This is a genomic window from Kribbella amoyensis, from assembly GCF_007828865.1.
GTDB classification, from domain to species: domain Bacteria; phylum Actinomycetota; class Actinomycetes; order Propionibacteriales; family Kribbellaceae; genus Kribbella; species Kribbella amoyensis.
In genome coordinates this window covers 656257-679377 of the sequence record NZ_VIVK01000001.1, presented here as the reverse complement: position 1 = coordinate 679377, position 23121 = coordinate 656257, and the positions used below count along the sequence as shown (strand labels likewise).

24 protein-coding genes and 1 tRNA gene are annotated in these 23121 nt (G+C 69.8%); 13 read left to right on the top strand and 12 right to left on the bottom strand.

Annotated elements, in window-relative coordinates; translation table 11 throughout:
• The first annotated feature begins 6 nt into the window (after positions 1-6).
• A complete protein-coding gene (locus FB561_RS03315) occupies positions 7-774 on the top strand; it encodes an AraC family transcriptional regulator (RefSeq protein ID WP_238334628.1) in 768 nt (255 codons plus the stop codon).
• Positions 775-828: 54 nt separating this feature from the next.
• Positions 829-1524 carry a VOC family protein gene (locus FB561_RS03310; protein WP_145802868.1) on the top strand — a complete coding sequence of 232 codons (696 nt, stop codon included), beginning with the start codon at positions 829-831 and terminating at the stop codon, positions 1522-1524.
• A 17-nt stretch (positions 1525-1541) separates the two neighbouring features.
• Here FB561_RS03310 and FB561_RS03305 read toward each other — a convergent pair whose 3' ends face one another.
• From FB561_RS03305 to FB561_RS03300, 3 genes are read right to left on the bottom strand one after another with little or no spacing between them, the layout of a single operon-like run.
• On the bottom strand, positions 1542-2198 hold the full coding sequence (locus tag FB561_RS03305; protein WP_170284565.1) for a phosphotransferase enzyme family protein: 657 nt from the start codon (positions 2196-2198) through the stop codon (positions 1542-1544).
• A complete protein-coding gene (locus FB561_RS37685) occupies positions 2195-2470 on the bottom strand; it encodes a hypothetical protein (RefSeq protein ID WP_170284564.1) in 276 nt (91 codons plus the stop codon). Before FB561_RS37685 ends, FB561_RS03305 begins: the two co-directional genes overlap by 4 nt.
• 57 nt (positions 2471-2527) lie before the next feature.
• Positions 2528-3019 (bottom strand): YajQ family cyclic di-GMP-binding protein, encoded by a 492-nt coding sequence (locus FB561_RS03300; RefSeq protein WP_145802866.1) that lies wholly within the window; start codon positions 3017-3019, stop codon positions 2528-2530.
• 82 nt (positions 3020-3101) lie between these two features.
• Between FB561_RS03300 and FB561_RS03295 the strand changes: the two genes are divergently transcribed.
• A tRNA-Tyr gene (locus tag FB561_RS03295) sits at positions 3102-3184 on the top strand.
• A gap of 76 nt (positions 3185-3260) precedes the next feature.
• Here the strand turns inward: FB561_RS03295 and FB561_RS03290 are convergent.
• Entirely contained in the window at positions 3261-3539 is a 279-nt protein-coding gene (locus FB561_RS03290) for a hypothetical protein (RefSeq protein WP_145802864.1), read from the bottom strand.
• Positions 3540-4020: 481 nt separating this feature from the next.
• Positions 4021-4767, bottom strand: coding sequence for an AraC family transcriptional regulator (locus FB561_RS03285; RefSeq protein ID WP_170284563.1), 747 nt, complete (start codon positions 4765-4767; stop codon positions 4021-4023).
• Positions 4768-4852: 85 nt separating this feature from the next.
• Between FB561_RS03285 and FB561_RS03280 the strand changes: the two genes are divergently transcribed.
• Positions 4853-5620 (top strand): phytanoyl-CoA dioxygenase family protein, encoded by a 768-nt coding sequence (locus tag FB561_RS03280; protein ID WP_145802861.1) that lies wholly within the window; start codon positions 4853-4855, stop codon positions 5618-5620.
• 62 nt (positions 5621-5682) lie between these two features.
• Here FB561_RS03280 and FB561_RS03275 read toward each other — a convergent pair whose 3' ends face one another.
• Positions 5683-6348, bottom strand: coding sequence for a DUF4097 family beta strand repeat-containing protein (locus tag FB561_RS03275; RefSeq protein ID WP_145802859.1), 666 nt, complete (start codon positions 6346-6348; stop codon positions 5683-5685).
• A gap of 157 nt (positions 6349-6505) precedes the next feature.
• Here FB561_RS03275 and FB561_RS03270 point away from each other — a divergent pair, with 157 nt between their 5' ends.
• Positions 6506-7447 (top strand): ATP-binding cassette domain-containing protein, encoded by a 942-nt coding sequence (locus FB561_RS03270; RefSeq protein WP_145802857.1) that lies wholly within the window; start codon positions 6506-6508, stop codon positions 7445-7447.
• On the top strand, positions 7444-8187 hold the full coding sequence (locus FB561_RS03265; protein ID WP_145802855.1) for an ABC transporter permease: 744 nt from the start codon (positions 7444-7446) through the stop codon (positions 8185-8187). The genes FB561_RS03270 and FB561_RS03265 overlap by 4 nt, the downstream gene beginning before the upstream one ends.
• On the opposite strand, the gene FB561_RS03260 is transcribed toward FB561_RS03265, so the two are convergent.
• Positions 8171-11311, bottom strand: coding sequence for an AfsR/SARP family transcriptional regulator (locus FB561_RS03260; RefSeq protein ID WP_145802853.1), 3141 nt, complete (start codon positions 11309-11311; stop codon positions 8171-8173). The genes FB561_RS03265 and FB561_RS03260 overlap by 17 nt on opposite strands.
• A 105-nt stretch (positions 11312-11416) precedes the next feature.
• Here FB561_RS03260 and FB561_RS03255 point away from each other — a divergent pair, with 105 nt between their 5' ends.
• Positions 11417-12550 carry a hypothetical protein gene (locus FB561_RS03255; RefSeq protein WP_145802851.1) on the top strand — a complete coding sequence of 378 codons (1134 nt, stop codon included), beginning with the start codon at positions 11417-11419 and terminating at the stop codon, positions 12548-12550.
• Positions 12551-12574: 24 nt separating this feature from the next.
• Here FB561_RS03255 and FB561_RS03250 read toward each other — a convergent pair whose 3' ends face one another.
• Positions 12575-13444: a GIY-YIG nuclease family protein gene (locus tag FB561_RS03250; protein ID WP_145802849.1), complete on the bottom strand. Its 870-nt coding sequence runs from the start codon at positions 13442-13444 to the stop codon at positions 12575-12577.
• A gap of 70 nt (positions 13445-13514) precedes the next feature.
• Positions 13515-14060, bottom strand: a complete 546-nt coding sequence (locus tag FB561_RS03245; protein WP_238334627.1) for a P-loop nucleotide/nucleoside kinase family protein — start codon at positions 14058-14060, stop codon at positions 13515-13517.
• Positions 14061-14241: 181 nt separating this feature from the next.
• On the opposite strand from FB561_RS03245, the gene FB561_RS03240 reads away from it, so the two are divergent.
• The 3 genes from FB561_RS03240 to FB561_RS03230 all read left to right on the top strand — a co-directional run bounded on the left by FB561_RS03240 (position 14242) and on the right by FB561_RS03230 (position 17278).
• Complete coding sequence (locus FB561_RS03240) at positions 14242-15039, top strand: class I SAM-dependent methyltransferase (protein WP_145802846.1); 798 nt, start codon at positions 14242-14244, stop codon at positions 15037-15039.
• 108 nt (positions 15040-15147) lie between these two features.
• Positions 15148-16197, top strand: coding sequence for a hypothetical protein (locus FB561_RS38170; protein ID WP_202880531.1), 1050 nt, complete (start codon positions 15148-15150; stop codon positions 16195-16197).
• A 238-nt stretch (positions 16198-16435) separates the two neighbouring features.
• The gene (locus FB561_RS03230; protein ID WP_145802844.1) at positions 16436-17278 is read left to right on the top strand and encodes an FG-GAP repeat domain-containing protein; all 843 of its coding nucleotides are present in this window, start codon (positions 16436-16438) and stop codon (positions 17276-17278) included.
• Between the two features lie 43 nt (positions 17279-17321).
• Here the strand turns inward: FB561_RS03230 and FB561_RS03225 are convergent, their stop codons facing one another.
• The 3 genes from FB561_RS03225 to FB561_RS03215 are packed head-to-tail and all read right to left on the bottom strand — an operon-like array spanning position 17322 to position 19736.
• Positions 17322-17708: a VOC family protein gene (locus FB561_RS03225; protein WP_145802842.1), complete on the bottom strand. Its 387-nt coding sequence runs from the start codon at positions 17706-17708 to the stop codon at positions 17322-17324.
• 10 nt (positions 17709-17718) lie between these two features.
• Positions 17719-18630 carry a TrmH family RNA methyltransferase gene (locus FB561_RS03220; protein ID WP_145802840.1) on the bottom strand — a complete coding sequence of 304 codons (912 nt, stop codon included), beginning with the start codon at positions 18628-18630 and terminating at the stop codon, positions 17719-17721.
• A gap of 53 nt (positions 18631-18683) precedes the next feature.
• Entirely contained in the window at positions 18684-19736 is a 1053-nt protein-coding gene (locus tag FB561_RS03215) for a LacI family DNA-binding transcriptional regulator (RefSeq protein ID WP_145812719.1), read from the bottom strand.
• 246 nt (positions 19737-19982) lie between these two features.
• Between FB561_RS03215 and FB561_RS03210 the strand changes: the two genes are divergently transcribed.
• Genes FB561_RS03210 through FB561_RS03200 form a run of 3 tightly spaced genes read left to right on the top strand, consistent with a single transcriptional unit; the run spans position 19983 to position 23110 of the window.
• The gene (locus tag FB561_RS03210) at positions 19983-21272 is read left to right on the top strand and encodes an extracellular solute-binding protein (RefSeq protein WP_145802838.1); all 1290 of its coding nucleotides are present in this window, start codon (positions 19983-19985) and stop codon (positions 21270-21272) included.
• 28 nt (positions 21273-21300) lie between these two features.
• Positions 21301-22245 (top strand): carbohydrate ABC transporter permease, encoded by a 945-nt coding sequence (locus tag FB561_RS03205; protein WP_145802836.1) that lies wholly within the window; start codon positions 21301-21303, stop codon positions 22243-22245.
• Positions 22232-23110, top strand: coding sequence for a carbohydrate ABC transporter permease (locus tag FB561_RS03200; protein ID WP_238334626.1), 879 nt, complete (start codon positions 22232-22234; stop codon positions 23108-23110). The genes FB561_RS03205 and FB561_RS03200 overlap by 14 nt, the downstream gene beginning before the upstream one ends.
• Positions 23111-23121 lie beyond the last annotated feature (11 nt).

The window sequence follows — 23121 nt, the reverse complement described above, 5'->3', positions numbered from 1 at the left end:
TTAGCCTTGGCTGAGCCGCCCGAGGTGCTGAACGTCGGCGCGGGGATCCACGGCGTCCGCAGTCTGCGCGACGTGTACCTGCTGCCCGACCTCTGGCAGCTCCACCTGTACAACTACTCCGCCGAGCTCACCGTGGACGGCACGACGTACGCGGTCGCCCCGGGGTACGTCAGCGTGACCCCGGCCGGCGTCGAGGCCGAGTTCCGGTACCGCGGCCGCTCGGAGCACCTGTACGTCCACTTCCGTCCACGGCCCGGTGGTGAGGAACTGCGCCTCCCCGTGGTCCAGGACGCGGGGGCAGCTGCACCGGTACTGAGCGACCTGCTCCGCTCGGCGCTCGAGGTGTCACCCAGTGGTTCGCCCCGGGTGGTGGCCGAGGTGTGGACCGCGTTGTGGCGGGTCGTCCAGCTCGGGTCCGCGGGGGAGAGCGGCGGGCAGACCACGCACCCGGCGGTGGCGGCCGCGATCGCGTACATCGAGGCGAACCTGGCCCGCCCGTTGACGGTCCCCGCGCTCGCCCGCGTCGCCGGGGTCTCGCACAACCACCTGACCCGCCTGTTCCACACCGAGACGGGGACGACGGTGATCGCGTACCTCCGGCAGCGCCGCCTCACCCGGGCCCGCCACCTGCTGATGGCGTCCACCTTGTCGATCCCGGCGATCGCGGCCTCGGTCGGCATCCCGGACCTGCAAGCCTTCAACAAAGCCTGCCACCGCGAACTCGGCGGCTCCCCGAGAGCGATCCGCACCACGGTGCTGGGAAGTCCGTCCTGAAGCGCGGTCTTTTGCGGAAGTGGATCGTCCGGAATCGGGATTATCGTCGCCGGTATGGACATGTTGAGGGATGCGCAGATCGCCGAGCTTGGGCTGGCTGACTGGCGGAAGCTGGGTCAGGGGCTGCACGCTCGGTACCTGGTCGAGGACTTCGGGGCCGGGGCGCGGTTCGTCGCGGCGGTGGCTTCGGCGGGGGACGCGGCGGGGCATCATCCGCGGACGACGCTCGGGGACGGGTTCGTCGACTTCAAGCTGATCAGCCGGGACGCGATCTACCGCGATGATGCCGGTCAGGAGCACGTCGTCGAATGGGTGACCCAGAAGGACGTCGACCTGGCCGGCCGGATCACCGAGCTCGCCGCTGAGCAGGGACTGACCGCCGACCCGGCCGGGATCCTCACGATCGAGCTCGCCCTGGACACCGCGAACGCGGCCAAGATCGCGCCGATGTGGGCCGCGCTGCTGACCGGGAGTACCGACGCCGCGGGCCGCGGGACGATCTCCGACGACGTGCGCGACCTGACCGAGCGGGTACCGATCCTGTGGTTCCAGGGGACCGACGAGCACGAGACCCCGCGGCAGCGGTTCCACCTCGATATGTGGGTCCCGGCCGAGTTCGCCGAGGAACGGATCGCGGCCGCCGTCGCCGCGGGCGGGACCGTGGTCGACGACAGCGAGGCCCCGTCGTACACCGTGCTCGCCGACGTGGACGGCAACAAGGCCTGCGTCTGCGCGGCTGTCGGCCGATAGTTTGCGGGGGCCTTGGTTCAGCTGAGGGCGAGTGGGGCGAGGCCGTGTTCGAGGATGCCGCGGGTGATGGTGAGGGCTTCCTCGCGGTCGGGGCCGGTGATCACCTGGTGCGACCAGCCGACGACGTCCTCGCGAGCGCGGAGGTGGCGGTAGTACCGGACGGCGTCCTGGTCGATGCCGACGTCGCCGTACCCGGTAAGGAAGGCGCTCAGGTGTTCGGGCGCGGTGGGGCCGACCGCGCCCATCCCGCCGAGCATGAACATCAGGTCCTGCTCCCGCGGCGCGAGCACCACGTCGTCCCAGTCGATCAGGTGCACCCGCCCGTCGACCAGCACGTTGCCGAGATGCGGATCCGCATGACAAACCACCTTCGGCCCACTCGGCTCCGGCGGCGCGGTCCCCACCAACGTGGTGATGACCTCGTCGTACTGCGTCCACACGGCGGCCAACTCGGCCTCCACCTCGTCCACGGGCTCGATGGCGAGCCGGGTACGGATCTCCTCGGCGAGAGCCGGTGTGCTTTCACTGACCGGACTGAACCGGGGGAGCGCGTCCCGTAGTACGGCGGGCGGCTCAGCGGCGTGCACCTGAGCAAGGAGCGCGCCGTACTCGCCCCACTCCTCCAGCGACAGCCCGTCATCGGCAGCGCGCGTCCCGTCGATCCACGGAGTCACGGTGAGCCGCTTGCCCTCGTGGTAGCCCCACAGCCACCCGCGACGGTACGCACGAGCTGCGGGATCCCGGCGACACCGGAGTCCGCCAGAAACGCAGCCACCTCGTGTCCCGTATCCGAACCAGCCGCACTCCACTTCACGGCGTACCGGCCCTCGGCGGCGACCGCCTCCCAGACCTGCGCCGCGATGTCGGCACCGTGCCCGACGGACGTGATCTCGGCCACGTTCAGCCCGAAGTCGGCGCGGATCCAGTCCCGCAGTCTGTCGTCCACGGACCCCAGGATGCCCGGCCAACCGGCGGCTGGCGACCGAATTGGCCGGGCCTGGGATCAGCGGTAGTTCACGAACTGGACGGCGAAGTCCAGGTCCTGGCCCTTGATCAGCGACTGGACCGCCTGCAGGTCGTCGCGGCTCTTGCTGGAGACCCGGAGCTCCTCGCCCTGGATCTGCGCCTTGACGCCCTTGGGGCCCTCGTCGCGGATCAGCTTGGACAGCTTCTTCGCGTTCTCCTGGGTAATGCCGGCGCTGATCGACGCGGTGATCTTGTAGATCTTCCCGGACAGCTTCGGCTCGTCGGCGTCCAGCCCCTTCAGCGAGATCTGCCGCTTCACCAGCTTGTCCTTGAACACGTCCAGCACGGCGTTCACCCGCTCCTCGGTGTTCGCCTGCAGGTCGATGTTCTCCCCGGACCACTTGATGCCCGCGTCGACGTTCTTGAAGTCGAACCGCTGGCTGATCTCCTTCCCCGCCTGGTTCACGGCGTTGTCCACCTCCTGACGGTCGACCTTGTTCACGATGTCGAAGGAGGACTCCGAAGCCATGGGCACTTCCTTTCCGATTTGCTGTCAGGGGTGCAGTCTGTTGTATCGTCTCTCCCGCCGGTCCTCGGACCGGCACCACCCTGGCAGGTTGCCCGAGCGGCCAAAGGGAGCAGACTGTAAATCTGTCGGCGTTAGCCTACGCAGGTTCGAACCCTGCACCTGCCACAGGGAGTAGAACCGCCCCTGACCTGCGGAAACGCGGTCAGGGGCGGTTCTTGTTGTGCCCCAGGCATTCGAAGCCTCAGAGCTTGCTGCGCGAGGTCGGCGTCGGCGAGAAGGCTTCGCCGGGCCTGAGAGCCTCGGCGAGATCGGCGGCCTGCTCCACTGTCAGGAAGCCGCTGCCCTGACCCGAACCGATGATGACGCCGCCGTGGTCGAGCTTCACCAGGTGCTGGTCCAGGCCACCGGGCAAGGCCTGCGCCCGTCCCTCGGAGAGGTAGCTCAGGTACCCGATGTCCGGGCCTGGCTTGCCGGCACCCTGCAGCCCGGCCAGAGCGTCGGTGAGAGACCTCGATGTCATCGCCCCAGTCCGGATCCCACACCGACACGAGCCGCCGCAGGATCTGCTCGGCGAGCGCGTCGCTCCCGTACCACCGCAGCACGAAGGTGTTCCGCACCTGCGGGGATTCGGCGTACCGCCCCACACCCATCGCGATCCGGATCTTCGGGATCTGCTGCCCGCGCCCGCCGTACGCCTGGTTGATCCCGAGGTGGGGAGCATCGGTGTTCGCCCGGAACGCGTCAGCGATCACGCGCCGAGCATTCGGCGGCTCGGCGAGTGACTGCCCCGGAAGCTCGGGAGACGACCACCGAATACTGTCCCCGACGACCTCATCCAGCCCTTCGAGGAACGCAAGCAACTTGTCGGCGATCCGATCCGGCCCCTCCTGTCGCGGTCCCCAGAATCCCCTTGCGATCAGCGGTTCGTCCACGCCCGCCAAACTACCGCCGGCCCGGGTCGCGACTCCTGAGCTCGAGCGGGGAACGTTCACCAAGTTCGTTCAGGCGGTGGTGCGGAGGGTGCCTGGGGGTTTGCCGGTGGCTGCTTTGACGTGGCGGCTGAGGTGGCTTGCCGAGTGGTAGCCGGTGAGGCTGGCGATGGCTTGGAGGGGGAGGTTCGAGTTGCGGATCAGGCCGAGGGCGTGGCGGAGGCGGACCTGTTGGAGGGCCGCGCTGGGGCTGGTGCCGCGGAGGGTGGCGTAGGTGGCGCGGAGGTTCGAGGGGGAGAGGCCGAGTTCGGCGGCGACCTGGCTGACTCGGAGGCCGGTGGCGAAGCGTTCCTCGAAGATGCGCTCGGCTTGCGCGACCAGCTTCTCGGCGGTGGTCGGTTCGGTGGCGGCGGCTGCGCGGCGGAGGTGGATGTCGAGTTCGCCGAGGAGCAGGGTGCAGAGGCGGTCGGTGTCGGCTCGGGGTTGGGCGCTCTCCTGGACCAGGGCGTCGAAGATCCGGCCGAGGCTGCGGCTGCCGTCGTCGTAGCAGATGCGGGGCCAGGGCCAGGTACTCGTGGCGTCGACCTGGAGGAAGCGGTTGGTGTACCCGGAGCGGCTGAGCTCGGCGTGCCAGGTGCGGGGTGGGGTGAGCAGGACGGTACCGGGGGTCGCCGCATACGTGTCGTCGCCGATCGGGCAGGTGATCCGCCCGCGCACGTAGTACACCAGCTCCCACGAGGTGTGGGCGTGGGACGGATAGTCCTTGCCGGGGCCGGCGGTGTGGATGCCGGCGCCGAGGAGCCGAAGCGATTTGTGCATCAGCGCAGTCGCCTTCTGCATTGTCCGGTGGGCGGGTCCCGATGATGCTGGCATCGATTCGTGCAGCTGAGAAGGGAGCGCCTGGATGGATATGACGACCGCTTTGCGCGAGCTCGGTGTCGCCGGCGACGTGCTCACGCAGGACGAGAAGGACCAGCTGGACCGGGACGGGTACCTGCCGCTGGCGGGGATCCTGACCGCCGAGGAGGTAGCCGCGTTCAACGAGCGGATGGCCGAGTTGACCGCGGGCGAGGGTGACCGCGCCGGGTTGGAGGTGCACCAGGAACGAGGCACCGATCGGCTCGCCGACCTGGTGAACAAGGACCCGCGGTTCGAGGTGTGCTTCAGCCACCCGCGCGTACTGGGGGCGATGCGGCACGTCCTCGGAGAGTTCCGGCTGTCGTCGCTGAACAGCCGGGCGGCGCATCCTGGTCAGGGGCACCAGGCTCTGCACGCCGACTTCGGTCATCCGGTCGAGCCCGGCGAGTACGAGGTGTGCAACTCGATCTGGTTGCTCGACGACTTCACCCCGGAGAACGGCGCGACCCGGGTCGTCCCGGGCTCGCATCGGCGCGGCACGATGCCCGGTGACGAGATGGCGGATCCGGCCGACGAACACCCGGACCAGGTCCAGCTCACCGGCAAGGCCGGCACCGTCGTGGTGTTCAACAGCCACCTCTGGCACGGCGGGACGCGGAACACCACCGACAAGCCGCGCCGGGCGATGCACTCGTACTTCGCGTTGCGCCATCTCCCGCAGCAGCTCGACCAGCAGGCGTACCTGCGGGTGGAGACGTACAAGCGGCTGAGTCCCGCGCAACGCTTCATCCTCGACGTCACCGGCACCGGCTGAGAACCGGGCAGGGCCGCCTCTGACCTGGAAGGGCCAGAGGCGGCCGGTGCCGGCCCTCATGCTCAGAGCGAGTGGGCCGAGATGTCACCGTGCGAGGTGGTCGCGTGGATCTGCAGGGCGGCCACCCCGTCGGCGTTCTTGAGCGAGTTCTGGATCCGGCCCAGGGTGGTCCCGGCGTCCAGCGAGGCGGAGACCCCGGTCGCGGCGCCGACCGTGATGTCGCCGGCCTGGGTGGTCAGGACGATCTTGCCGCTGACCGCCTCGGTGATCCGCAGGTCACCCTTGGCGGTGCTGAGCTCGCCGGCCCCGGTCAGGCGGCCGACCGTGATGTCCCCGGCCTGGGTGGTGAGCCGGACGTTCGCGGCCTCCTCGATCTCGATCGCGCCGTGCGAGCTCTCGACGGTGAAGTCGCCGAATCGGCCGGCCGCGGTGAGCTCGGCGCTGGCCGCCTTCGCCGCGACCTGGGACCCGGCGGGTAGCTGGACCGTGACCTCGACGGTGCCGGAGCTGCCGAGGATCTGGGTCTTGGTGGGGGCCTCGATCCGCAGCACGCCCTCGGCGTACTCGACCTTGGTCTCCTCCGTGGCCTTCACGTCGCGGCTCTTGGCCGGGTTGGCGGGCCGGACCTCGACCGTGGTCTCGGTGCGGTCGGCGGCGACGAACCGGACGGTGCCGGCCGGGATGTCGAGCACGGTGGAGATCGCGGCGGGGGTTTCGAAGGTCTGCATGGTGTGCTCCTTGTAAGTACTGGTGATGTGCGGTCCTGCTGACAGGAGCAACCATTCCGGGCCGGGCTGACACCGGGCAGTCACGGCGCTGACGCGGTCCCGGCCGGTGTCAGACGCGTGTCAGGAGGGTGTCAGGGCGGCCGCTGAGAGTGGAGCCATGACAGAGCTGGCAATCACGGCTTCCGGACTCCGGAAGGCCTATCAGGACAAGGTCGTGCTCGACGGCATCGATCTGGCGGTCCCGGCCGGGACGATCTTCTCCCTGCTCGGCCCGAACGGCGCGGGCAAGACCACGACGGTGAACGTACTCACCACGCTGCTGCAGGCCGACGGCGGTACCGCCCGGGTGGCCGGCCACGATCTCGCGACCGGGACCAAGGCGGTCCGCGCGGCGATCGGGGTGACCGGTCAGTTCGCGGCCGTGGACGAACTGCTGACCGGCCGGGAGAACCTGCAACTGATGGTCGACCTGAACCAGGTCCCCACGAACGACGGTCCCCGCGTCGTCAAGGAACTCCTGGAGCGCTTCGACCTGGCCGAGTCCGCGGACAAGCCGGCCTCGACGTACTCCGGCGGGATGCGGCGCAAGCTGGACCTGGCGATGACCCTGGTCGGCAATCCGCGGATCATCTTCCTGGACGAGCCGACGACCGGTCTGGACCCGCGCAGCCGGCGGACCATGTGGGCGATCATCCGGGACCTGATCGCCGACGGAGTGACCATCTTCCTCACCACCCAGTACCTCGAGGAGGCCGACCAGCTCGCCGACAAGGTCGCCGTTCTCGACCAGGGCCGCCTGGTCGCGGAGGGTACGCCCGCCGAGCTGAAGCGGATGATCCCCGGCACCCACGTCCGGCTCCGGTTCGGGACCGCGGCCGAGCTCGACGCGGCCGCCCGGATCATCACCGAGGCCACCCGGGACGAGGAGGCGCTGGTCCTCCGCGTCCCCGGCGACGGTGGGACCAGGACGCTGCGGACGTTGCTGGACCGGCTCGACGAGTACTCGATCAGCGCGGAGGAGTTCTCCGTGCACACCCCTGACCTGGATGACGTCTTCCTCGCCCTGACGGGCCACACCACGGAGGTCCTGGCGAAATGAAGAACCCCTCGATCGTGATGCTGCGCCGCAACTTCAAGCACATCGCCCGCAACCCCACCTCGGTGTTCAACGCGATCCTGATGCCGGTCGTGATGATGTTCATGTTCGTGTACATCCTCGGCGACGCCTTCAACGTCGGCGTGGACTACGTCGACTACGCGACGCCGGGCCTGCTCCTGCTGGCTGTCTGCTACGGCCTCGGCGCGGTGGCGACCGCGGTGAACTCGGACATGACCAAGGGCATCATCAACCGGTTCAAGGTGATGGACGTCCCGCGCAGCGCGGTACTGACCGGTCACGTGGTGGCCAGCCTGCTGACCAACCTGATCGCCGTCGCGGCCCTGCTCGGCGTCGCGTTCCTGCTCGGCTTCAGCCCGTCGGCGAGCTTCCTCGACTGGCTCGGCGTGATCGGGATGGTGGCCCTGCTCGGGTTCGCCACCGCCTGGCTCACGGTCGCGCTCGGCCTGTTCGCGAAGTCCCCGGAGACGGCGGGTCTGGCGTCCGTCCCGCTGGTCATGCTGCCGTTCTTCAGCAGCGCGATCGTGCCGGCGGACAAGATGGGCGCCGGCGTCCGGCAGTTCGCGGAGTACCAGCCGTTCACGCCGATCATCGAGACCCTGCGCGGCCTGCTCAACGGCACCCCGGCGGCCGGGGACGCGATCCAGGCGCTCGCCTGGTGCCTGGGGATCGCGCTCGTCGGCTACCTGTGGGCGTCGTCCACGTTCACGAAGCGAGCGTGACCTGGGCCAGTTCCGGCCAGCTCGCCTCCGTACCCTGTCGCGTCGCCTCGGTGAACTCCGGATCACCGAGGCGACGGCGCGTCTCGGCCTCGATCCGGGTCAGCTCGGGGTTGGACCGGTCCGGCAGTCCGCGGACCCCGGCACTCGCGCCCAGCAACCTGGCCGCCTGCTCGTACTGTTCGTTGCGCAGGGCAAGGTCCGCGACGCCGACCAGGACCTGCGCGATCGCCGGTGCGTACGCCGCCTCGGACGCGGCCTCGAAGGCGGCGATCCGGTGCTCGCGGGACTCGGCCGTGTCCACCGCGAGATACCCGAGCAGGTCGTGCCGCGTCGCGCGGAGGTTCGCCTTCTCGGCCTCGCTGCCCAGCAAGGTGGTCGCGGTCCCGAGCTGCCGGCGGGCCTGCTCGGCGTCGCCGCTCCACCGCGCGAGCTCGGCCTTGCCCAGGGCCAGTTCGACCAGCGCCTCCGGCCACGCGACCCGCTCCGCGAACCGCTGCGCCTCCGCCATCGCCGCCGCGCTCGCGTCCTTCTCCCCGGCCAGCCAGTACAGCTGCGCCTGCCGCGTCCGCATCCGGACGACGTCCTCGATCGCGCCGGCCTCGGTCACGACGGCGACTGCCTGGCCGTAGTACTCGCAGGCGCGGGCGAAGTCACCGCGGACGGCGATCCGGTCCGCCAGCTCGGTCAGCGCGAACGACATGCCCCAGCGTTCGCCGATCGCGCGGAACTCGGCGAGCGCGGTCTCCAGGTACTCGTCCGCCTCTTTGCCACCCTCGCCGAGCATGATCCGCATCTTGCCGAGCTGGAGCCGGGCCAGCGCGCGGACCCACGGATCGTCGTCGTCGAGCAACGGTTCGAACGCGGTCAGGAAGGCGTCCGGCCCGTGCAGCAACCGCTCCAGCGGCGCCGCGAACTTCACCGCCGGATGCGGGCTCTCGACCCGCAGGCTGAGCTCGTACGCCTTCCGGATCCAGTCCGCCGCCTGGTACTGGTCCCGCCCGCGCCCCGACGTCAGGAACCCGGTGACGAACGAGTACACCAGCGCCTGGACGTCCTCGGCCACCTCACCAGGGACCGCGGTTGCCGCGAGCAACAGCTCGTCGCCCTCCGCCTTGTGCCCGCCGAGCCACCAGTACCAGCCCGCGTACGCCGCGAGCCGCATCGCGCCGTCGGCGTCACCGGCGGCGATGGCACCGCGCATCGCGGCGGCGACGTTGTCGTGCTCGGCCTCGACCGCGGCCAGCCACTCGAGCTGCTCGGCGCGGCGCAGATGCGGTTCCGCGGTCTCGGCGAGCTCGGTGAAGTACGCCAGGTGTGTCCGCCGGGTCAGCTCGGCCTCCCCGGCCTCGGCGAGCCGCTGCTCGGCGTACTCCTTGATCGTGCCGAGCATCCGGTACCGCGGGTTGTCCTCGCCGGTGACGACCACCAGCGACTTCTCGGTCAACGCGGTCAGCAGCTCGAGGACCTCCCAGCTCTCGACCGCGTCGCCCGCGCAGACCCGCTCGGCCGCCTCCAGGCTCGCCCCACCCGCGAACACGGCGAGCCGGCGCAACACCATCCGCTCGGCGTCGCTGAGCAGCTCCCAGCTCCAGTCGACCACCGCGCGCAGGGTCCGGTGCCGCGGCAACGCCGTCCGGCTGCCCCCGGTCAGCAGGCGGAACCGGTCGTCGAGGCGGTTCGCGAGCTGGTCCAGCGTCATCGTGCGCAGCCTGGCCGCGGCGAGCTCGATGGCCAACGGCATCCCGTCCAGGGCCCGGCAGATCCGCGCCATCGTGGCCATCGTCGCGGCGTCGGTCCCGAGATCGTTGCGTACGGCACTGGCTCGGTCCTGCAGCAGCCGGACGGCCGGCGACGCCTCGACCTCGGCGGCGTCGGCGGTCTCCGCGGGCAGGACCAGCGGGGCCACCGGCCACAGGGCCTCACCCGTGATCCCGAGCGGTTCGCGGCTGGTCGCGAGGATCCGCAGCCGCCGGCACTCGCCGAGCGCGCGATGGGCGAACGCCGCCGCCGACTCGATCACGTGCTCGCAGTTGTCCAGGACCAGCAGCATCTCCCGCTCGCGGACCGCGGCGATGAACCGGTCCGTCGGCTCCGCGTCCGGGACCTCACCGACCAAGGCGTCCCGCAGCCGGAGCGCGTCGAGCGCGGCCTGGGCCACGTCGGCGTCGGCGCCGATCGCCGCGAGCTCGACCAGCCAGGCCCCGTCCGGCAGTTCGTCGAGCAGCGTCCGGGCGGTCTCGGTCGCCATCCTGGTCTTGCCCGAACCACCCGGCCCGATCAACGTGGTGAGCCGATGCCCGGCGATCAGCTCGCGGACCGCGGTGACCTCGGTGTCCTTGCCGACGTACGTGGTCAGCTCGGCCCGCAGGTTCGTCGGCCGCTTCTCCTCCCGCCGGACCAGCTCACCCCGCAGCAACGCGACGTGCAGTGCGGACAACTCGGGGGACGGATCGACGCCGAGCTCGTCGGCCAGCGCCTCCCGCGTCCGCTCGTACACGAGCAGTGCCTCGCTGTCACGGCCGCTCGCGACGAGGGCCCGCATCAGCGCGCCGACCAGCCGCTCCCGGACCGGGTACGCGGCCACCAGATCGGTCAGTTCGGGGACCGCATCCGCACCGCCGCCGTGGGCGGTCTCGGCCTCGAACCGGTCCTCCACCGCGGTCAGCCGCAACCGCTCGAGCCGGGTGACCGCGGCGTCGAAGGCTTCGCTCTCCTCCAGACCGACGTCCTGCAGGGCCGCACCGCGCCACAGGCCGAGCGCCTCGCGCAACAGCCGGATCCGGTGCGCCTCCTCGTCCGTCCGGGCCTCGCCGACGAGTCGCTCGAACTCGACCGCGTCCACGGCATCCGGCGCGAGCTTCAGCCGATAGCCGTCGGTCAGGCCCTCGATCGACCCCTCCGGCAGGATCTTGCGCAGCCGGGAGACCAGGCGCTGCAGGGCGTTGGTGGCGTCGGCGGGCGGTTGTTCGCCCCAGATCCAGTCCACCAGCGTCGCCTTCGCGACCACCCGGCCCGGTTCGAGCGCGAGCGCGGTCAGCAGCGCGCGCAGCCGGGCACCCGGTACCTCGACGAGGGCGCCGCCGTCCGTGCGAACCTCGAAGGGTCCCAGTATCCCGATCTGCACCCGGCAGATTTTGCCACGGCGCCGGCGGGGACCCGGTGGGAATACGGACCGGACGGCTGGGAGTTGGTGCTGACAGGAGTCCTCCGGCAGGGAAGGGAGCGGGTGGTGAAACCCACCGAGTTCGTGAAGGTGAACGGGCGGTTCTGGGGCGAGCACCTGGGAGGTGTGAGCGAGCATCTGCCCGGGAGTCACCGGACCGAGTTGGCGGGTCAGCTGCTGTACCCGCGGTTGATGGTGCTGACCGAGACGCCGGACTGGAACATCCTCGAGCTGGTCGGGGTGAGCCGGGAGTACCGGTCGCTGGAGGTCCGCCGGCAGAAGGCGGCGAGCGTCGAGGAGTACTTCGGTCTCGGGGCGGGCGCGCCGGTGGTCACGCTGCCGGGCGAGAACGTGTTCAAGGACGCGACCGTGGCGACCGAGGTGGGCCGGCGCGAGCTGGCGGCCCGGTGGCCGGGTGCGGTGAAGATCCTCGGTGACGAGTACGTCGGCGCGGGGGAGCAGCTGTTCGGGTTCGCCCCGGGGAACTACTCGGTGTTCGACCGGGTGCTGCTCGCGCACACGGCCGGATCCGCGGTCCGGGTGCGCTGGACCTTCTTCGCGGTCGCGATCCACCGCTCGGAACCGGCCGGCAAGTACCTCGACTTCCTGCAGAACTACATCAACGCCGCGCCCCACCTCGACCCGGTCGGCACCGTGAGCGTCCCGGTGGACCCGGCCGCCCTGCGCGACGACGCGTTCACCAGTACCTATCTCGCGCACGGTCTGCAGGACGTGACCGTGGACGAGTTCCTCAGCAACCACGAGGGCATCCTGCTGTCCGCGTTCGACGCGACCCGGCTGATCAGCCGGCCCCACCTCGAACGCCACGACGGCGCCGGCGAGGCCCTCACACCCGACTTCCTGCTGGAACGCGCGGACGGTACGCACGTCGTCGGCGACCTCGCGCTCCCGCTGCTCGAATCAGGTGCCAACGGCAAGAAGCATCGCCGCTCGGTCACCCGGCCGGTCCACGACGGAGCAGGGCGTCTGGCCGAGTACGAGGAGTACTTCAAGGTCGCCGAGAACCGCGCCTTCGTCCAGACCAAGTACGGCGTGGACGTGCAGGACCCGCGCAAACTCCTGATCGTCGGCACCCAGGACATCGTGACCGCGGAGGACCTGACCCAGGTCGCCCCGACCGGCGCGGAGATCCTCGACTACGACACCGTCCTCCGCCTCCACCTCGCCGCCAAGTCCTGACGTTCTCCGGTCGCGCCCGCGTCCTCAGATCTGGAGGAGGCGGGCGGCCAGGTCGGCGTTGCGTTGGGCGAAAGGGCGCCACAACGCTGGGGTCTCGGCGACTCGGGTGCGGGCCGTGACTTCCGTGGCTGGACGTTGGGTCCAGGTCCGGACGCGGCCCGCTTCGAGGTGGAAGCGGACCAGGATGCCCTGGGACCAGCCGTAGACGTCGAGGGTGTGCGGTTCGAGCCAGGACGCCTTCTGGTCGGCGACGATCCAGTCGAACGCGGTGAGCTCGTCCTGGAGTTTCGCCGCGAACTCGAACCGGAGTTCGGCGGCCGCGCGATCGCGACGGCGGATCAGCTCGGTCCGGAGTGCGGTGACGGCCTCCGGGTCGCGTTCGAGGACCGCGATCGCTGTCCGGGCCAGGGTTTTACGATCATCGGGGCCGATCCCGAAGAGCTGGGCGAACTCGCGGACCGATCCGTCCGCGGCACCCGAGTACGTCAACGGCAGCACGCGATGCACCGCGGCGATGGCCTGCCGGATCCGGAGGCCGCCGAGGTACGGGCCGAAGTGCGGCGCGTTCGGGGTGACCGTGTGGGTGAACCGGAGTCCTGGCCGGGCCGGGCCGGCGTCGAACCGGATGTACCCGACGACCTCGGCGCCGCCCTCCACCCGGTTCCAGCGTGGTTTGGACTGCTCGAGGAGGTTGCGTTCGAGCATCGCGGCCTCGTGCTCGGAGTCGCACCAGACCCCTTCGACCCGGGCGATCCGGCGCACCATCGTCGCGAGCCGGGGCCGGTCGCCGAGGTTCGTCCAGTACGACTGGACCCGGCGCCGCAGGTTCCGCGCGCGGCCGATGTACAGCACCTTCCCGGCCTCGTCGCGGAACCGATAGACCCCTGGCTCCATCGGAAGCAACCGAGCGACGGTCCGCGGCGCATCCACAGTCCCTCACCTCACCAGAGACCCGCGGCTGTGTCTACCGGCGCAGGAACGCGGCGATCTCCGGCAGGCCCGGGTGGTACCCGTCGGTCGTGTCGACGATCAGCGTCGGCACGTCGAGCGCGATCCGGTCGAACACCTGGTGGTTGCGGACCCAGCGCTCCTTGTCGTGGTACGCGTCCTCGTGGACCGACCGGGACGGCGTACTGGCCGAGCGCGCCGTGATCCGCTGGTACGCGACCTCGGGATCGACCTCGCAGTGCACGATCCGGATCTCGGCCTGACTCGCGAGCGGTTCGAGGCCGGGCCGCCAGACCCGGTCCTGGAACGCGGCCTCCGCGACCACGGTGGTACCGCGGCCGGCGAACAGCCCGAGCACGTCGAAGAACGTGGCCAGCGTCCGCATCGTCAACGGGTCACCGGGCCCGGGCACGAACCCGGGTGTCGCGTGCGCCATCCCCTCCTTGATCTCGTCCCGGCAGATCGCCGGGCACCCGACCGCCTGCGCCACCTGGTGGGCCAACGTCGTCTTACCACTGCCGGGCGGGCCACTGATCACGATGAGCATCGGCTTCGAACGCACCGCCGCACCCTAGCGGTCTTCACCGGAACTGCCCAGACGTTTCCGCGAACTCGTCCGCCCTGGACGCTTTTGATGCTTAGAGCAACTATTTTAATGTCTCAAATAAAGAGATGAATGGTCTCAAAAATAGAGACAACGCGGTAGCGTGCAGACTGGGAGACAACGGACGAAGGGGTCCACGATGAGCAACGTCTACACGCACGGCCACCACGAGTCGGTACTGCGGTCGCACCGCTGGCGGACCGCGGAGAACTCGGCCGGGTACCTGCTGCCGCAACTGCGTCCGGGGATGTCGCTGCTCGACGTCGGCGCCGGGCCGGGCACGATCACGGCGGACCTCGCGGCCCTGGTCGAACCGGGCCGGACCACCGCGTTGGAGGCGAGCACGTCGGCCCTCGCCATTACCCGCGCGACCATCGCCGAACGGAAGGCGGGCACGGTCGACTTCGCCGTCGGCGACGTGCATCACCTCGACCTGCCGGACGACAAGTACGACGTCGTGCACGCGCACCAGGTGCTGCAGCACGTGGCCGATCCGGTCCAGGCGTTGCGCGAGATGCGGCGGGTCTGCAAGCCCGGCGGGATCGTCGCCGCCCGGGACTCGGACTACCACGCCTTCACCTGGTACCCGGAGCTGCCCGAGCTCGACGAGTGGATGGACCTGTACCAGCGGATGGCGCGGGCGAACCAGGGCGAGCCGGACGCGGGGCGCCGGTTGTTGTGGTGGGCGCAGGAGGCCGGGTTCGAGAGGGTCGACGCGACGACGAGTACGTGGACGTTCGCGAACCCGGAGGACCGGGCATGGTGGGGCGGGATGTGGGCGGACCGCGTCCTGCAGTCCGCGCTCGCCGACCAGGCCCGCGCGGCCGGCGTACCGGAGCAGACGTTGGAGCGAATCTCGGCCGCGTGGAAGAAGTGGGCCGAGGCACCGGACGGTTTCCTCTGCGTCCTGCACGGGGAGATCCTGGCGACGGCGTAACGGGCAGGGGGTACGCGGCGATAGACGGGCTGGCGGTCCGTCGGCTGGGGGTCCTGGGGAGGACATCGGCGGAGTTCACCGCCTGACGTCCGAGGGGGACACATCCGCATGCGTTTCAGATCCGCAGCCCTGGGGCTGGCGGTGGTGGCGACCGCTGCCGTCGGCCTGACCGCGCCGGCCGAAGCCGGTCCGTCGACCACCACCGCATCCACCGCATCCACCGCTGCCGCCGCGACGAAGGTGGTCAGCTCGGCGATCCGGTGGGGCCAGAACGGCGACATCCCGGTTGCGCGCAACTACGTGGGGGACAGCAGGTACGAGCTCGCCGTGTTCCGTCCGAGCAACGGGACCTGGTACCTCCGCGGCGGCAGCACGATCAAGTTCGGCCAGGCCGGCGACATCCCGGTCCCGGCGGACTTCACCGGTGACGGCCGCGCCGAGCTCGCGGTGTTCCGTCCGTCCAACGGGTACTGGTACGTCCGCAACGTCGGCCAGTTCGTGTGGGGTCAGCGGGGCGACGTCCCGGCGCCGGCGAACTACGTGGGCGACAGCCGGGCCGAGGCGGCGGTGTTCCGTCCATCGACGGGCCGCTGGTTCATCCGGGGCGCGGCGCAGATCGCGTGGGGCGTCAACGGCGACGTGGTAGCCCCGGCGGACTACGTCGGCGACAGCCACGCCGACCTGGCCGTCTTCCGTCCGTCCACCGGCCGCTGGTTCATCCGCGGTGCCTCGCAGCTGCCGTGGGGTGTGCGCGGCGACGTCCCGGCGCCCGCGAACTTCGTCGGCAACGGCAAGGCGGACCTCACCGTCTTCCGCCCGTCGACCGGCGCCTGGCACGTCCGCGGCGGCAGCACCACCACCTGGGGCCGAAGCGGCGACCGCCCCCAACCCGGCAACTACGCCGGCACCACCGCCACCGACCACACAGTCTTCCGCCCCACCAACGGCACCTGGTACCTCCGCTACGTAGTCCAGACGACGCCGCCGACCCCGCCGCCGACGACGCCGAACTGCGACCCGTCCTATCCGACGGCCTGCATCAAGCCCCCGCCGCCGGATCTCGACTGCGGCGACATCCCGTACCGCAACTTCCGGGTGATCGGTGCCGACCCGCATCGTTTCGACAGTGACAACGACGGGATCGGTTGCGAGAGCTGAGAGAGCCGCCGGCCCCCGAGGTAGCAGGTCGGGGGCCGGTTGTTTTTCGGTTGAACGTGCAAGCGATTCTGGTATTTCCGGATTTCCCCATTCTTGCGCCTTGCGATCGGATAAATGATTTGTGACGATCGCGGCAGGCCCTGCGGAACGACAAACAATCGTGGGCGGTGGGCCGGTCAGGGGGCCGGGTGGGAGACGCCGGCTGTCAATGCCGCCTGTCTCTCAAGGGGGAACTGCCTTGCACTACAAACGTGTCCTTGCGGGCCTGTCCGTGCTCGTGACCACCGCCGTCGGGCTGGCGCCGACCGCGCCGGCCGCGACCACCGACACCAGAATTCTCACCCAATCGATTGTTTGGGGCCGCGACGGTGATATTCCGGTCCCGGCGAACTATGTCGGTGACGGCCGCGCCGATCTCGCCGTCTTCCGGCCGAGCAACGGCACCTGGTACATCCGCGGCGCGAATCCGATCCAGTTCGGCCAGAACGGCGACATCCCGGTCCCGGCCGACTACAACGGCGACGGCAAGGCCGAGCTGGCCCTGTTCCGCCCGTCGAACGGGTTCTGGTACATCCGCGGCATCGGCCAGTTCCTCTGGGGCCAGAACGGCGACGTGCCCGCCCCGGCGAACTACCTCGGCGGCGCGTCGTACGAGGCGGCCATCTTCCGTCCGTCGGCAGGCTTCTTCCACGTCCAGGGCTCGTTGGAGCCGATCACCTGGGGAACGGTGGGGGACAAGGCGGTCCCGGGTGACTACCTGGCCGACGCGCACGCCGACATCGCGGTGTACCGGCCGTCCAGCGGGCAGTGGTTCGTCCGCGGTACGTCGGGCGGGATCGTCTGGGGCGAACCAGGTGACCTCCCGGCCCCGGCGTACTTCACCGGCCGCGGCAAGGCGGACCTGGTCGTCTTCCGGCCGTCCACTGGCCAGTGGTTCGTCCGTGGTGGCACCACCGTCACATGGGGCGTGAACGGCGACGTCCCGCTGCCCGGCGACTACCTCGGCGACCCGGTCACCGACCACACCGTCTGGCGCCCGTCCAACGGCACCTGGTACATCCGCTACCAGGTCACCACCTGATCCCAGCAGACCCGGCTGGCCGGTCCGGCTCACTCCGGGCCGGTCAGTCGCGATCGGCGAGGACCACGAGATAGTTGTCGGGATCGCGCAACCAGAGCTCGTCGTGGTGCGCGTTCGGGTTGTGGTGGATCTCCTTCTGCACGATCGCGCCCGTACGCCGTGCTCGGGACAGCGCCGCGTCCAGGTCGTCCACCGCGAACCAGACCGCGACCCCGTTGCCCAACGGCAGCGCGGGATCCGCGAACAGGCCGTGGTGGTGCCCGATCTCCAGTCGGTGCAACTGCAGGACGAATTCGTCACCGACGACGACCCGTTCGTACTCCGGTCCGCCGTGGCCGCTCGTCGCGTCCAGGACCGCGCAGTACCAGGCGCTGCTCTGCTCCACGTCGTGAACCGCGAGCAGGGGTTGAGGTTGTACGCGAGTGCTCATACCGCCGAAGTTACGAGGCGTCCCCCGCATCGGTCTTGAACTTTTGGGCGCGCTGCCGGGACACCTCGTAAAGCACCGCGGTTGCCGCGTTCGCCGCGTTGAGCGAGCTGGCCGCACCGGTCATCGGGATCCGGACCAGCTCGTCGGCCAGTTCCTTCCACGCCGCGCTCAGCCCGGTGGTCTCGTTGCCGACCAGCAGCAGCGTCGGCCGGGTCAGGTCGACGTCGTACACGTCCGCCGTCCCGTGCTCGTCGGTGCCCACGACAACGATCGGCACCCCGGCCGAGCGATGCTCCTCGACCCACGCCATCACCTCGCGCTGCGACGGCACCCGGACCGCGGGCAGCGCGAACAACGAGCCCGTACTCGCTCGCACCGACCGTGGGTCGTACACGTCGGCGGCGTGCCCGGTGACGATCAGGCCGTCCGCCCCGAACGCGTCCGCCGACCGGATGATCGAGCCGATGTTGCCCGGGTTCGTCGGCCGGTCGAACAGGACGCCGAGGAACTCGCGCCCGCCGGTCCGCGCGCCCGCGGCCGGGGTGAGCGGCTCGTGCCAGTCGTCGCCCGGGCCGAGCGGCTGGTGGTGGACCGGGATGCGGTGCAGGTCGTCCGGCGGCAGCTCGACGACGGCGACCAGTTCGGCCTCGTCCTTCTCGCTCAGCTCGGCGAGCAGGTCGGGCGCCATCGTCACCCGCTCCGCGTCGCGATGGGCCCGGAGCAGGTCCTGCGCCCAGTGGGACAACGGCCGGCTCGCGTCGTGGAGCAACGCGGTGATCGTCCAGCCGTGCTCGGCCGCGAGGCTGATCGGCCGGACGCCCTGGACCAGGAACTCACCCGCGCGTTGCCGCTTGGTCCGGTTCGTCAGCAACGCCTGCCACACCTGGAACCGTGCGTTCCGGTTACCGATCCGCGTCGCCATCAACCCTCCACCTGGAACCGTCCGACCTCGTCCACACTACGAGGCGGTCGTAGTCAGGACAGCGGCGGCGCGGTGGATTCGCGGACGATCAGCTCGGGCCGGAACAGCAGCGACTGGCCCTGGCTCGGGCCCGAGTCCTCCAGCCGGGCGCGGAGCAGGCTGAACGCGGACGCGGCCATGTCCCGCATCGGCTGCCGGACCGTGGTCAGCGTGGGCGCGTACAGCTCGGCGAGCACGATGTCGTCGAACCCGACCACGGACACGTCCTTGGCGACCTCGAGTCCGCCTTCCCGGATGCCGCGGCAGATCCCGAGCGCGCACATGTCGTTGATCGCCACGATCGCGGTCGGCGGCTCGTCCCGGGCCAGCAACTCGGCGGCCGCGGCCCGGCCCAGCTCCGACGCCTCGACGTCCCCGAAGGCGTCGGCGCCGCTGCCGCTGGGGGCCAGCATGGCCGTGGCCGGGTCGATTCCGGCGCGTTCGAGCGCGGCGACGAAGCCGCGGTGCCGCTCCTTGCGGTTGACGCTGGCCAGCGCGCCGGAGACGAACGCGAGCCGCTCGTGGCCGAGCTCGGTGAGGTGCCGGGTGGCGAGCTCGCTGCCGACCGCGTTGTCGACGCTGATGCTGACCAGCGACGCGGGATCGCCGGCCTGCGCCGTCCGGTCGAACGCGACCAGTTGCAGTCCTCGCTCGACCAGCGGCATCACGTGCTCGAGCGACGGCAGCGACGAACACAGCACCACGCCGTGCACGCCGTCGGCCCAGAGCTCGTCGATGTAGTCCCGCTCGCGGCGCGGATCACGCTCGGAATTGCAGAGCAGCACGTGGTACCCCTCGGCCAGTGCGGCCGACTCCAGGTGCCGGGCCAGCGCGCCCCAGAACGGGTTGCCCACCGACGGGACGACGAGCCCGATGGTCTGGTTGCGGCCGGTCCGCAGCTGCCGGGCGGCCCGGTTCGGCCGGTAGCCCAGCTTGTCGATCGCCGTCTCGATCCGTTGCCGGGTCTCCGGCAGCATCCGGTGACTCCGCCCGTTCAGCAGGTTCGACACCGTACTCGGCGAGACGCCGGCCGCCGTCGCCACCTGCTGGATCGTCACCTCTCCCATGGCCACCCGCGCATTCTTCCCGGTAGATCCACCCGTGTCCCCTTCGTCCAGTGCAACGATGCAACAGAACGTGCCGAAAAGTCTACGGGAAGGTTGGGCGACCCGACCTCTTGACGCTTTCGATTTCTGCTCCCTAGCATCGGTGCATCGTTGCACCAGTCGACACCACCAGCGCCGCTCTCGGTGGTAGATCGTTGCACCAACGCATGCACTCAACCCTGCTCGCAGCACCACGAAAGGCGCGCCATGGAGTACACCCGCAGATCTGTCCTGACGGCCCTCGGCCTCGGCGCGTTCGCCGCCGCCACCGGGTGCGCGGCGTCGCCGTCCGGGGACGCGCAGGCGGCCGCCGACGGGCCGGCCGAGGGGGAGATCACGTTGCTGACCCCGATCTTCGAGGGCAGCACGGGCAAGCAGCTGCTGGAGGGCAAGCTGCTGCCGGCCTTCCTGCAGAAGAACCCGAACGTCAAGGTCAAGGTCGACTACACGACCTACAACGCGCTGAACGAGAAGCTCACCACCGGCTTGGCCAGCGGCCTGATGCCCGACGTGGTGATGCTCGGGGTCGGCTGGATCCCGCCGTTCGCGCACAAGAAGGTGCTCGCACCGCTGCCGGACTCGCTGGCCAGCCGCTTCGACTACGAGGACCGGGTCCTCGAGCCGTCCCGGTACGACGGCAAGCTGTACGCGCTGCCGCTCGTGCTGGACACCCGGATCGTCACGTATCGCAAGGACATGTTCGCCGAGGCCGGCATCAAGGCACCGCCGAAGGACTGGGCCGAGCTGCGGGAGATGTCCAAGGAGCTGGCCCGGTCCGACGGGTCCGGCAAGCTGACCCGGGTCGGCTTCGACCCGTTCTCGATCGACCTGCGGCAGTGCTGGGAGACCTTCCTGTTCGCCAACGACGGCAACCTGTTCGACGAGGCGGGCAAGGAGGTCCGCTTCAACGACGACCGTGGCGTCGAGGCGTTGCAGCTGTTCCTCGACGTGGTGAAGGACAAGTCCGCCGACTTCTCCTTCAAGACCTCGACCGGTCAGCCGAGCACGCTGGCGCAGGGCCGGTCCGCGATGATGATGGCGAACAACTCCCTGTGGGTGCAGCTGAAGCAGCAGAACCCGGAGTTGCTCAAGGAGGACAAGGTCGGCGCGTTCGTGCTGGCCAACAAGGTGCCCGCGATGTTGCAGGGCGGGACCCTGGTGGCCCGCTCGGCCTCGTCCAAGCACGCGTCGGCGGCGCAGGCGCTGGTGGAGTTCCTCGGGACGCCGGAGTCGATCCTGCCGACCGCCGAGCAGCGCGGTTCGGTCCCGGGCGTGCAGGACCTGCGGACGTCCGAGTACGTGCAGAACAACGACTTCGTGAAGCTTGCCCTGGACAACATGAGCAAGGCCCGGTCCGAAGGCGGGACGGCGGCCTGGATGGAGATCCGGGAGAAGATCAAGGTCACCCTGGAGACCGCGGTGGTCGGCCAGCGGACCGCCAAGGAGGCCATCGACGAGCTGGCGAACCTGAGCAAGCAAGCGATCTCCCGGCTGTGAGCGGGACCGTTCGCGGAAAGGTGCCGCCATGGCAGTGATGTCCCTGCCGGAACGGGTGCGCGAGGTCGCACCCGGTCCGGCCACCACCCCACCGAGCCGCCGGCTGATGCGCAGTCGGCGCCGGGCCGGCCTGTTGATGGTGGCGCCGGCCCTGCTGCACTCGATCCTGTGGATCGGCGTGCCGCTGGTGGCCGCGGTGGTGCTGAGCTTCACCTCGTACGACGTGCTGACGCCGCCGCGGTTCGTCGGGCTGGAGAACTTCCGCGACCTGCTCGGTGACGACGTGTTCCGGCGCGCGGTGCTGAACACCAGCGTGTACACGTTCTTCACGGTGCCGGTGGCGATGACGATCGCGTTGCTGATCGCGCTGATGCTGAACGCGAAACTGAGGGGCCGGGCGATCTTCCGGACCGCGATCTTCATCCCGCAGGTGACCGCGACGATCGCGGTGGCGCTGGTCTGGCTGTGGATCTACGACCCGCGCAGCGGCCTGGCCAACGCGGTGCTGTCGTTCCTCGGCCTGTCCGGGCCGAACTGGCTGTCGTCGACGGACTGGGCGATGCCGGCCGTGATCGTGGTCGGGATCTGGCAGGGCATCGGGCTGAAGATGCTGATCTACCTGGCCGCGCTGCAGAGCCTGCCGACCGACCTGTACGAGGCGGCGTCGGTGGACGGCGCGTCCAAGGTCCGGCAGTTCTTCAGCCTGACCGTGCCGCTGCTGAAGCCGGCCACGTTCTTCGTCTTCGTCACCTCGGTGATCGGCGCGTTCCAGTCCTTCGACCAGGTCTACATCCTGACCGACGGCGGTCCGGCCAACAGCACCACGATGATGACGTACGAGATCTACAAGTCCGCGTTCCGGGAGTTCCGGATGGGGTACGCCTGCGCGCAGAGTCTGGTGCTGTTCGCGCTGCTGCTCGTCCTGACCCTGGTGAACCGGCGGATCACCGGAGGCGATCGTGGCACTCGTTGAGAACCGGCGGATCCGGCCGGGCCGGATCGCGCTGTACGTGACGCTGGCCGCGATCTCGGTGGTGATGATCGTCCCGTTCGTCTGGATGCTGCTCACCTCGGTGAAGACACCGGCCGACATCGCCGCCGCACCGCCCCGGCTGCTCCCGACGGAATGGGCCTTCGGCAACTACGTGGACGCGCTGAAGGCGGCGCCGTTCGCGACGTACGCGCGGAACAGCTTCGTGATCGCGGTCAGTCACACGATCCTGAACGTGGTGATCGCGTCGATGGCCGGGTACGCGCTGGCCCGGCTGAAGTTCCGGGGCAGCTCGCTGATCTTCCTCGGCTTCGTCGGCGCGCTGATGATCCCGACGTACACCAAGATCCTGCCGGAGTTCCTGATCGTGCGGTTCATGCCGCTGTTCGGGGGCAACGACATCACCGGCCAGGGCGGGACCGGCTGGCTGGACACCTGGTGGGCGCTGATCATCCCGGGCGCGGTCAGCCCGTTCTCGGTGTTCCTGTTCCGGCAGTTCTACCTGGACCTGCCGGTGGAGCTGGAGGAGGCGGCCCGGCTGGACGGGCTGGGGGAGCTGGGCATCTACGCCCGGATCATGACGCCGCTGGTCAAGCCCGCGTTCATCACGGTGGCGCTGCTGACCTTCGAGGGGTCGTGGAACAACTTCCTCTGGCCACTGCTGGTGACCAAGAGCGACAGTCTGCGGGTGATCCAGGTCGGGTTGTCGGTGTTCCGGACCGAGAACGACACCCAGTGGGCCTTCCTGATGGCCGGCACCACGCTGGCCACCGTCCCGATGGTGGTGCTGTTCCTGATCGGGCAGCGCTACTTCGTCCAAGGTTTCGCGACCGCGGGCATCAAATGACACTGATCGAA

Excerpts from the sequence above, each read along its gene's own strand:
- FB561_RS03220 (WP_145802840.1), bottom strand. The coding sequence starts at position 18,630 with ATGGCGACGCGGATCGGTAACCGGAACGCACGGTTCCAGGTGTGGCAG.
- FB561_RS03285 (WP_170284563.1), bottom strand. The coding sequence starts at position 4,767 with ATGCACAAATCGCTTCGGCTCCTCGGCGCCGGCATCCACACCGCCGGC.
- FB561_RS03275 (WP_145802859.1), bottom strand. The coding sequence starts at position 6,348 with ATGCAGACCTTCGAAACCCCCGCCGCGATCTCCACCGTGCTCGACATC.
- FB561_RS03210 (WP_145802838.1), top strand. The coding sequence starts at position 19,983 with ATGGAGTACACCCGCAGATCTGTCCTGACGGCCCTCGGCCTCGGCGCG.
- FB561_RS03310 (WP_145802868.1), top strand. The coding sequence starts at position 829 with ATGGACATGTTGAGGGATGCGCAGATCGCCGAGCTTGGGCTGGCTGAC.
- FB561_RS03225 (WP_145802842.1), bottom strand. The coding sequence starts at position 17,708 with ATGAGCACTCGCGTACAACCTCAACCCCTGCTCGCGGTTCACGACGTG.
- FB561_RS03280 (WP_145802861.1), top strand. The coding sequence starts at position 4,853 with ATGGATATGACGACCGCTTTGCGCGAGCTCGGTGTCGCCGGCGACGTG.
- FB561_RS03290 (WP_145802864.1), bottom strand. The coding sequence starts at position 3,539 with ATGACATCGAGGTCTCTCACCGACGCTCTGGCCGGGCTGCAGGGTGCC.
- FB561_RS03300 (WP_145802866.1), bottom strand. The coding sequence starts at position 3,019 with ATGGCTTCGGAGTCCTCCTTCGACATCGTGAACAAGGTCGACCGTCAG.
- FB561_RS03240 (WP_145802846.1), top strand. The coding sequence starts at position 14,242 with ATGAGCAACGTCTACACGCACGGCCACCACGAGTCGGTACTGCGGTCG.
- FB561_RS03250 (WP_145802849.1), bottom strand. The coding sequence starts at position 13,444 with ATGGAGCCAGGGGTCTATCGGTTCCGCGACGAGGCCGGGAAGGTGCTG.
- FB561_RS03205 (WP_145802836.1), top strand. The coding sequence starts at position 21,301 with ATGGCAGTGATGTCCCTGCCGGAACGGGTGCGCGAGGTCGCACCCGGT.
- FB561_RS03265 (WP_145802855.1), top strand. The coding sequence starts at position 7,444 with ATGAAGAACCCCTCGATCGTGATGCTGCGCCGCAACTTCAAGCACATC.
- FB561_RS38170 (WP_202880531.1), top strand. The coding sequence starts at position 15,148 with ATGCGTTTCAGATCCGCAGCCCTGGGGCTGGCGGTGGTGGCGACCGCT.
- FB561_RS03270 (WP_145802857.1), top strand. The coding sequence starts at position 6,506 with ATGACAGAGCTGGCAATCACGGCTTCCGGACTCCGGAAGGCCTATCAG.
- FB561_RS03215 (WP_145812719.1), bottom strand. The coding sequence starts at position 19,736 with ATGGGAGAGGTGACGATCCAGCAGGTGGCGACGGCGGCCGGCGTCTCG.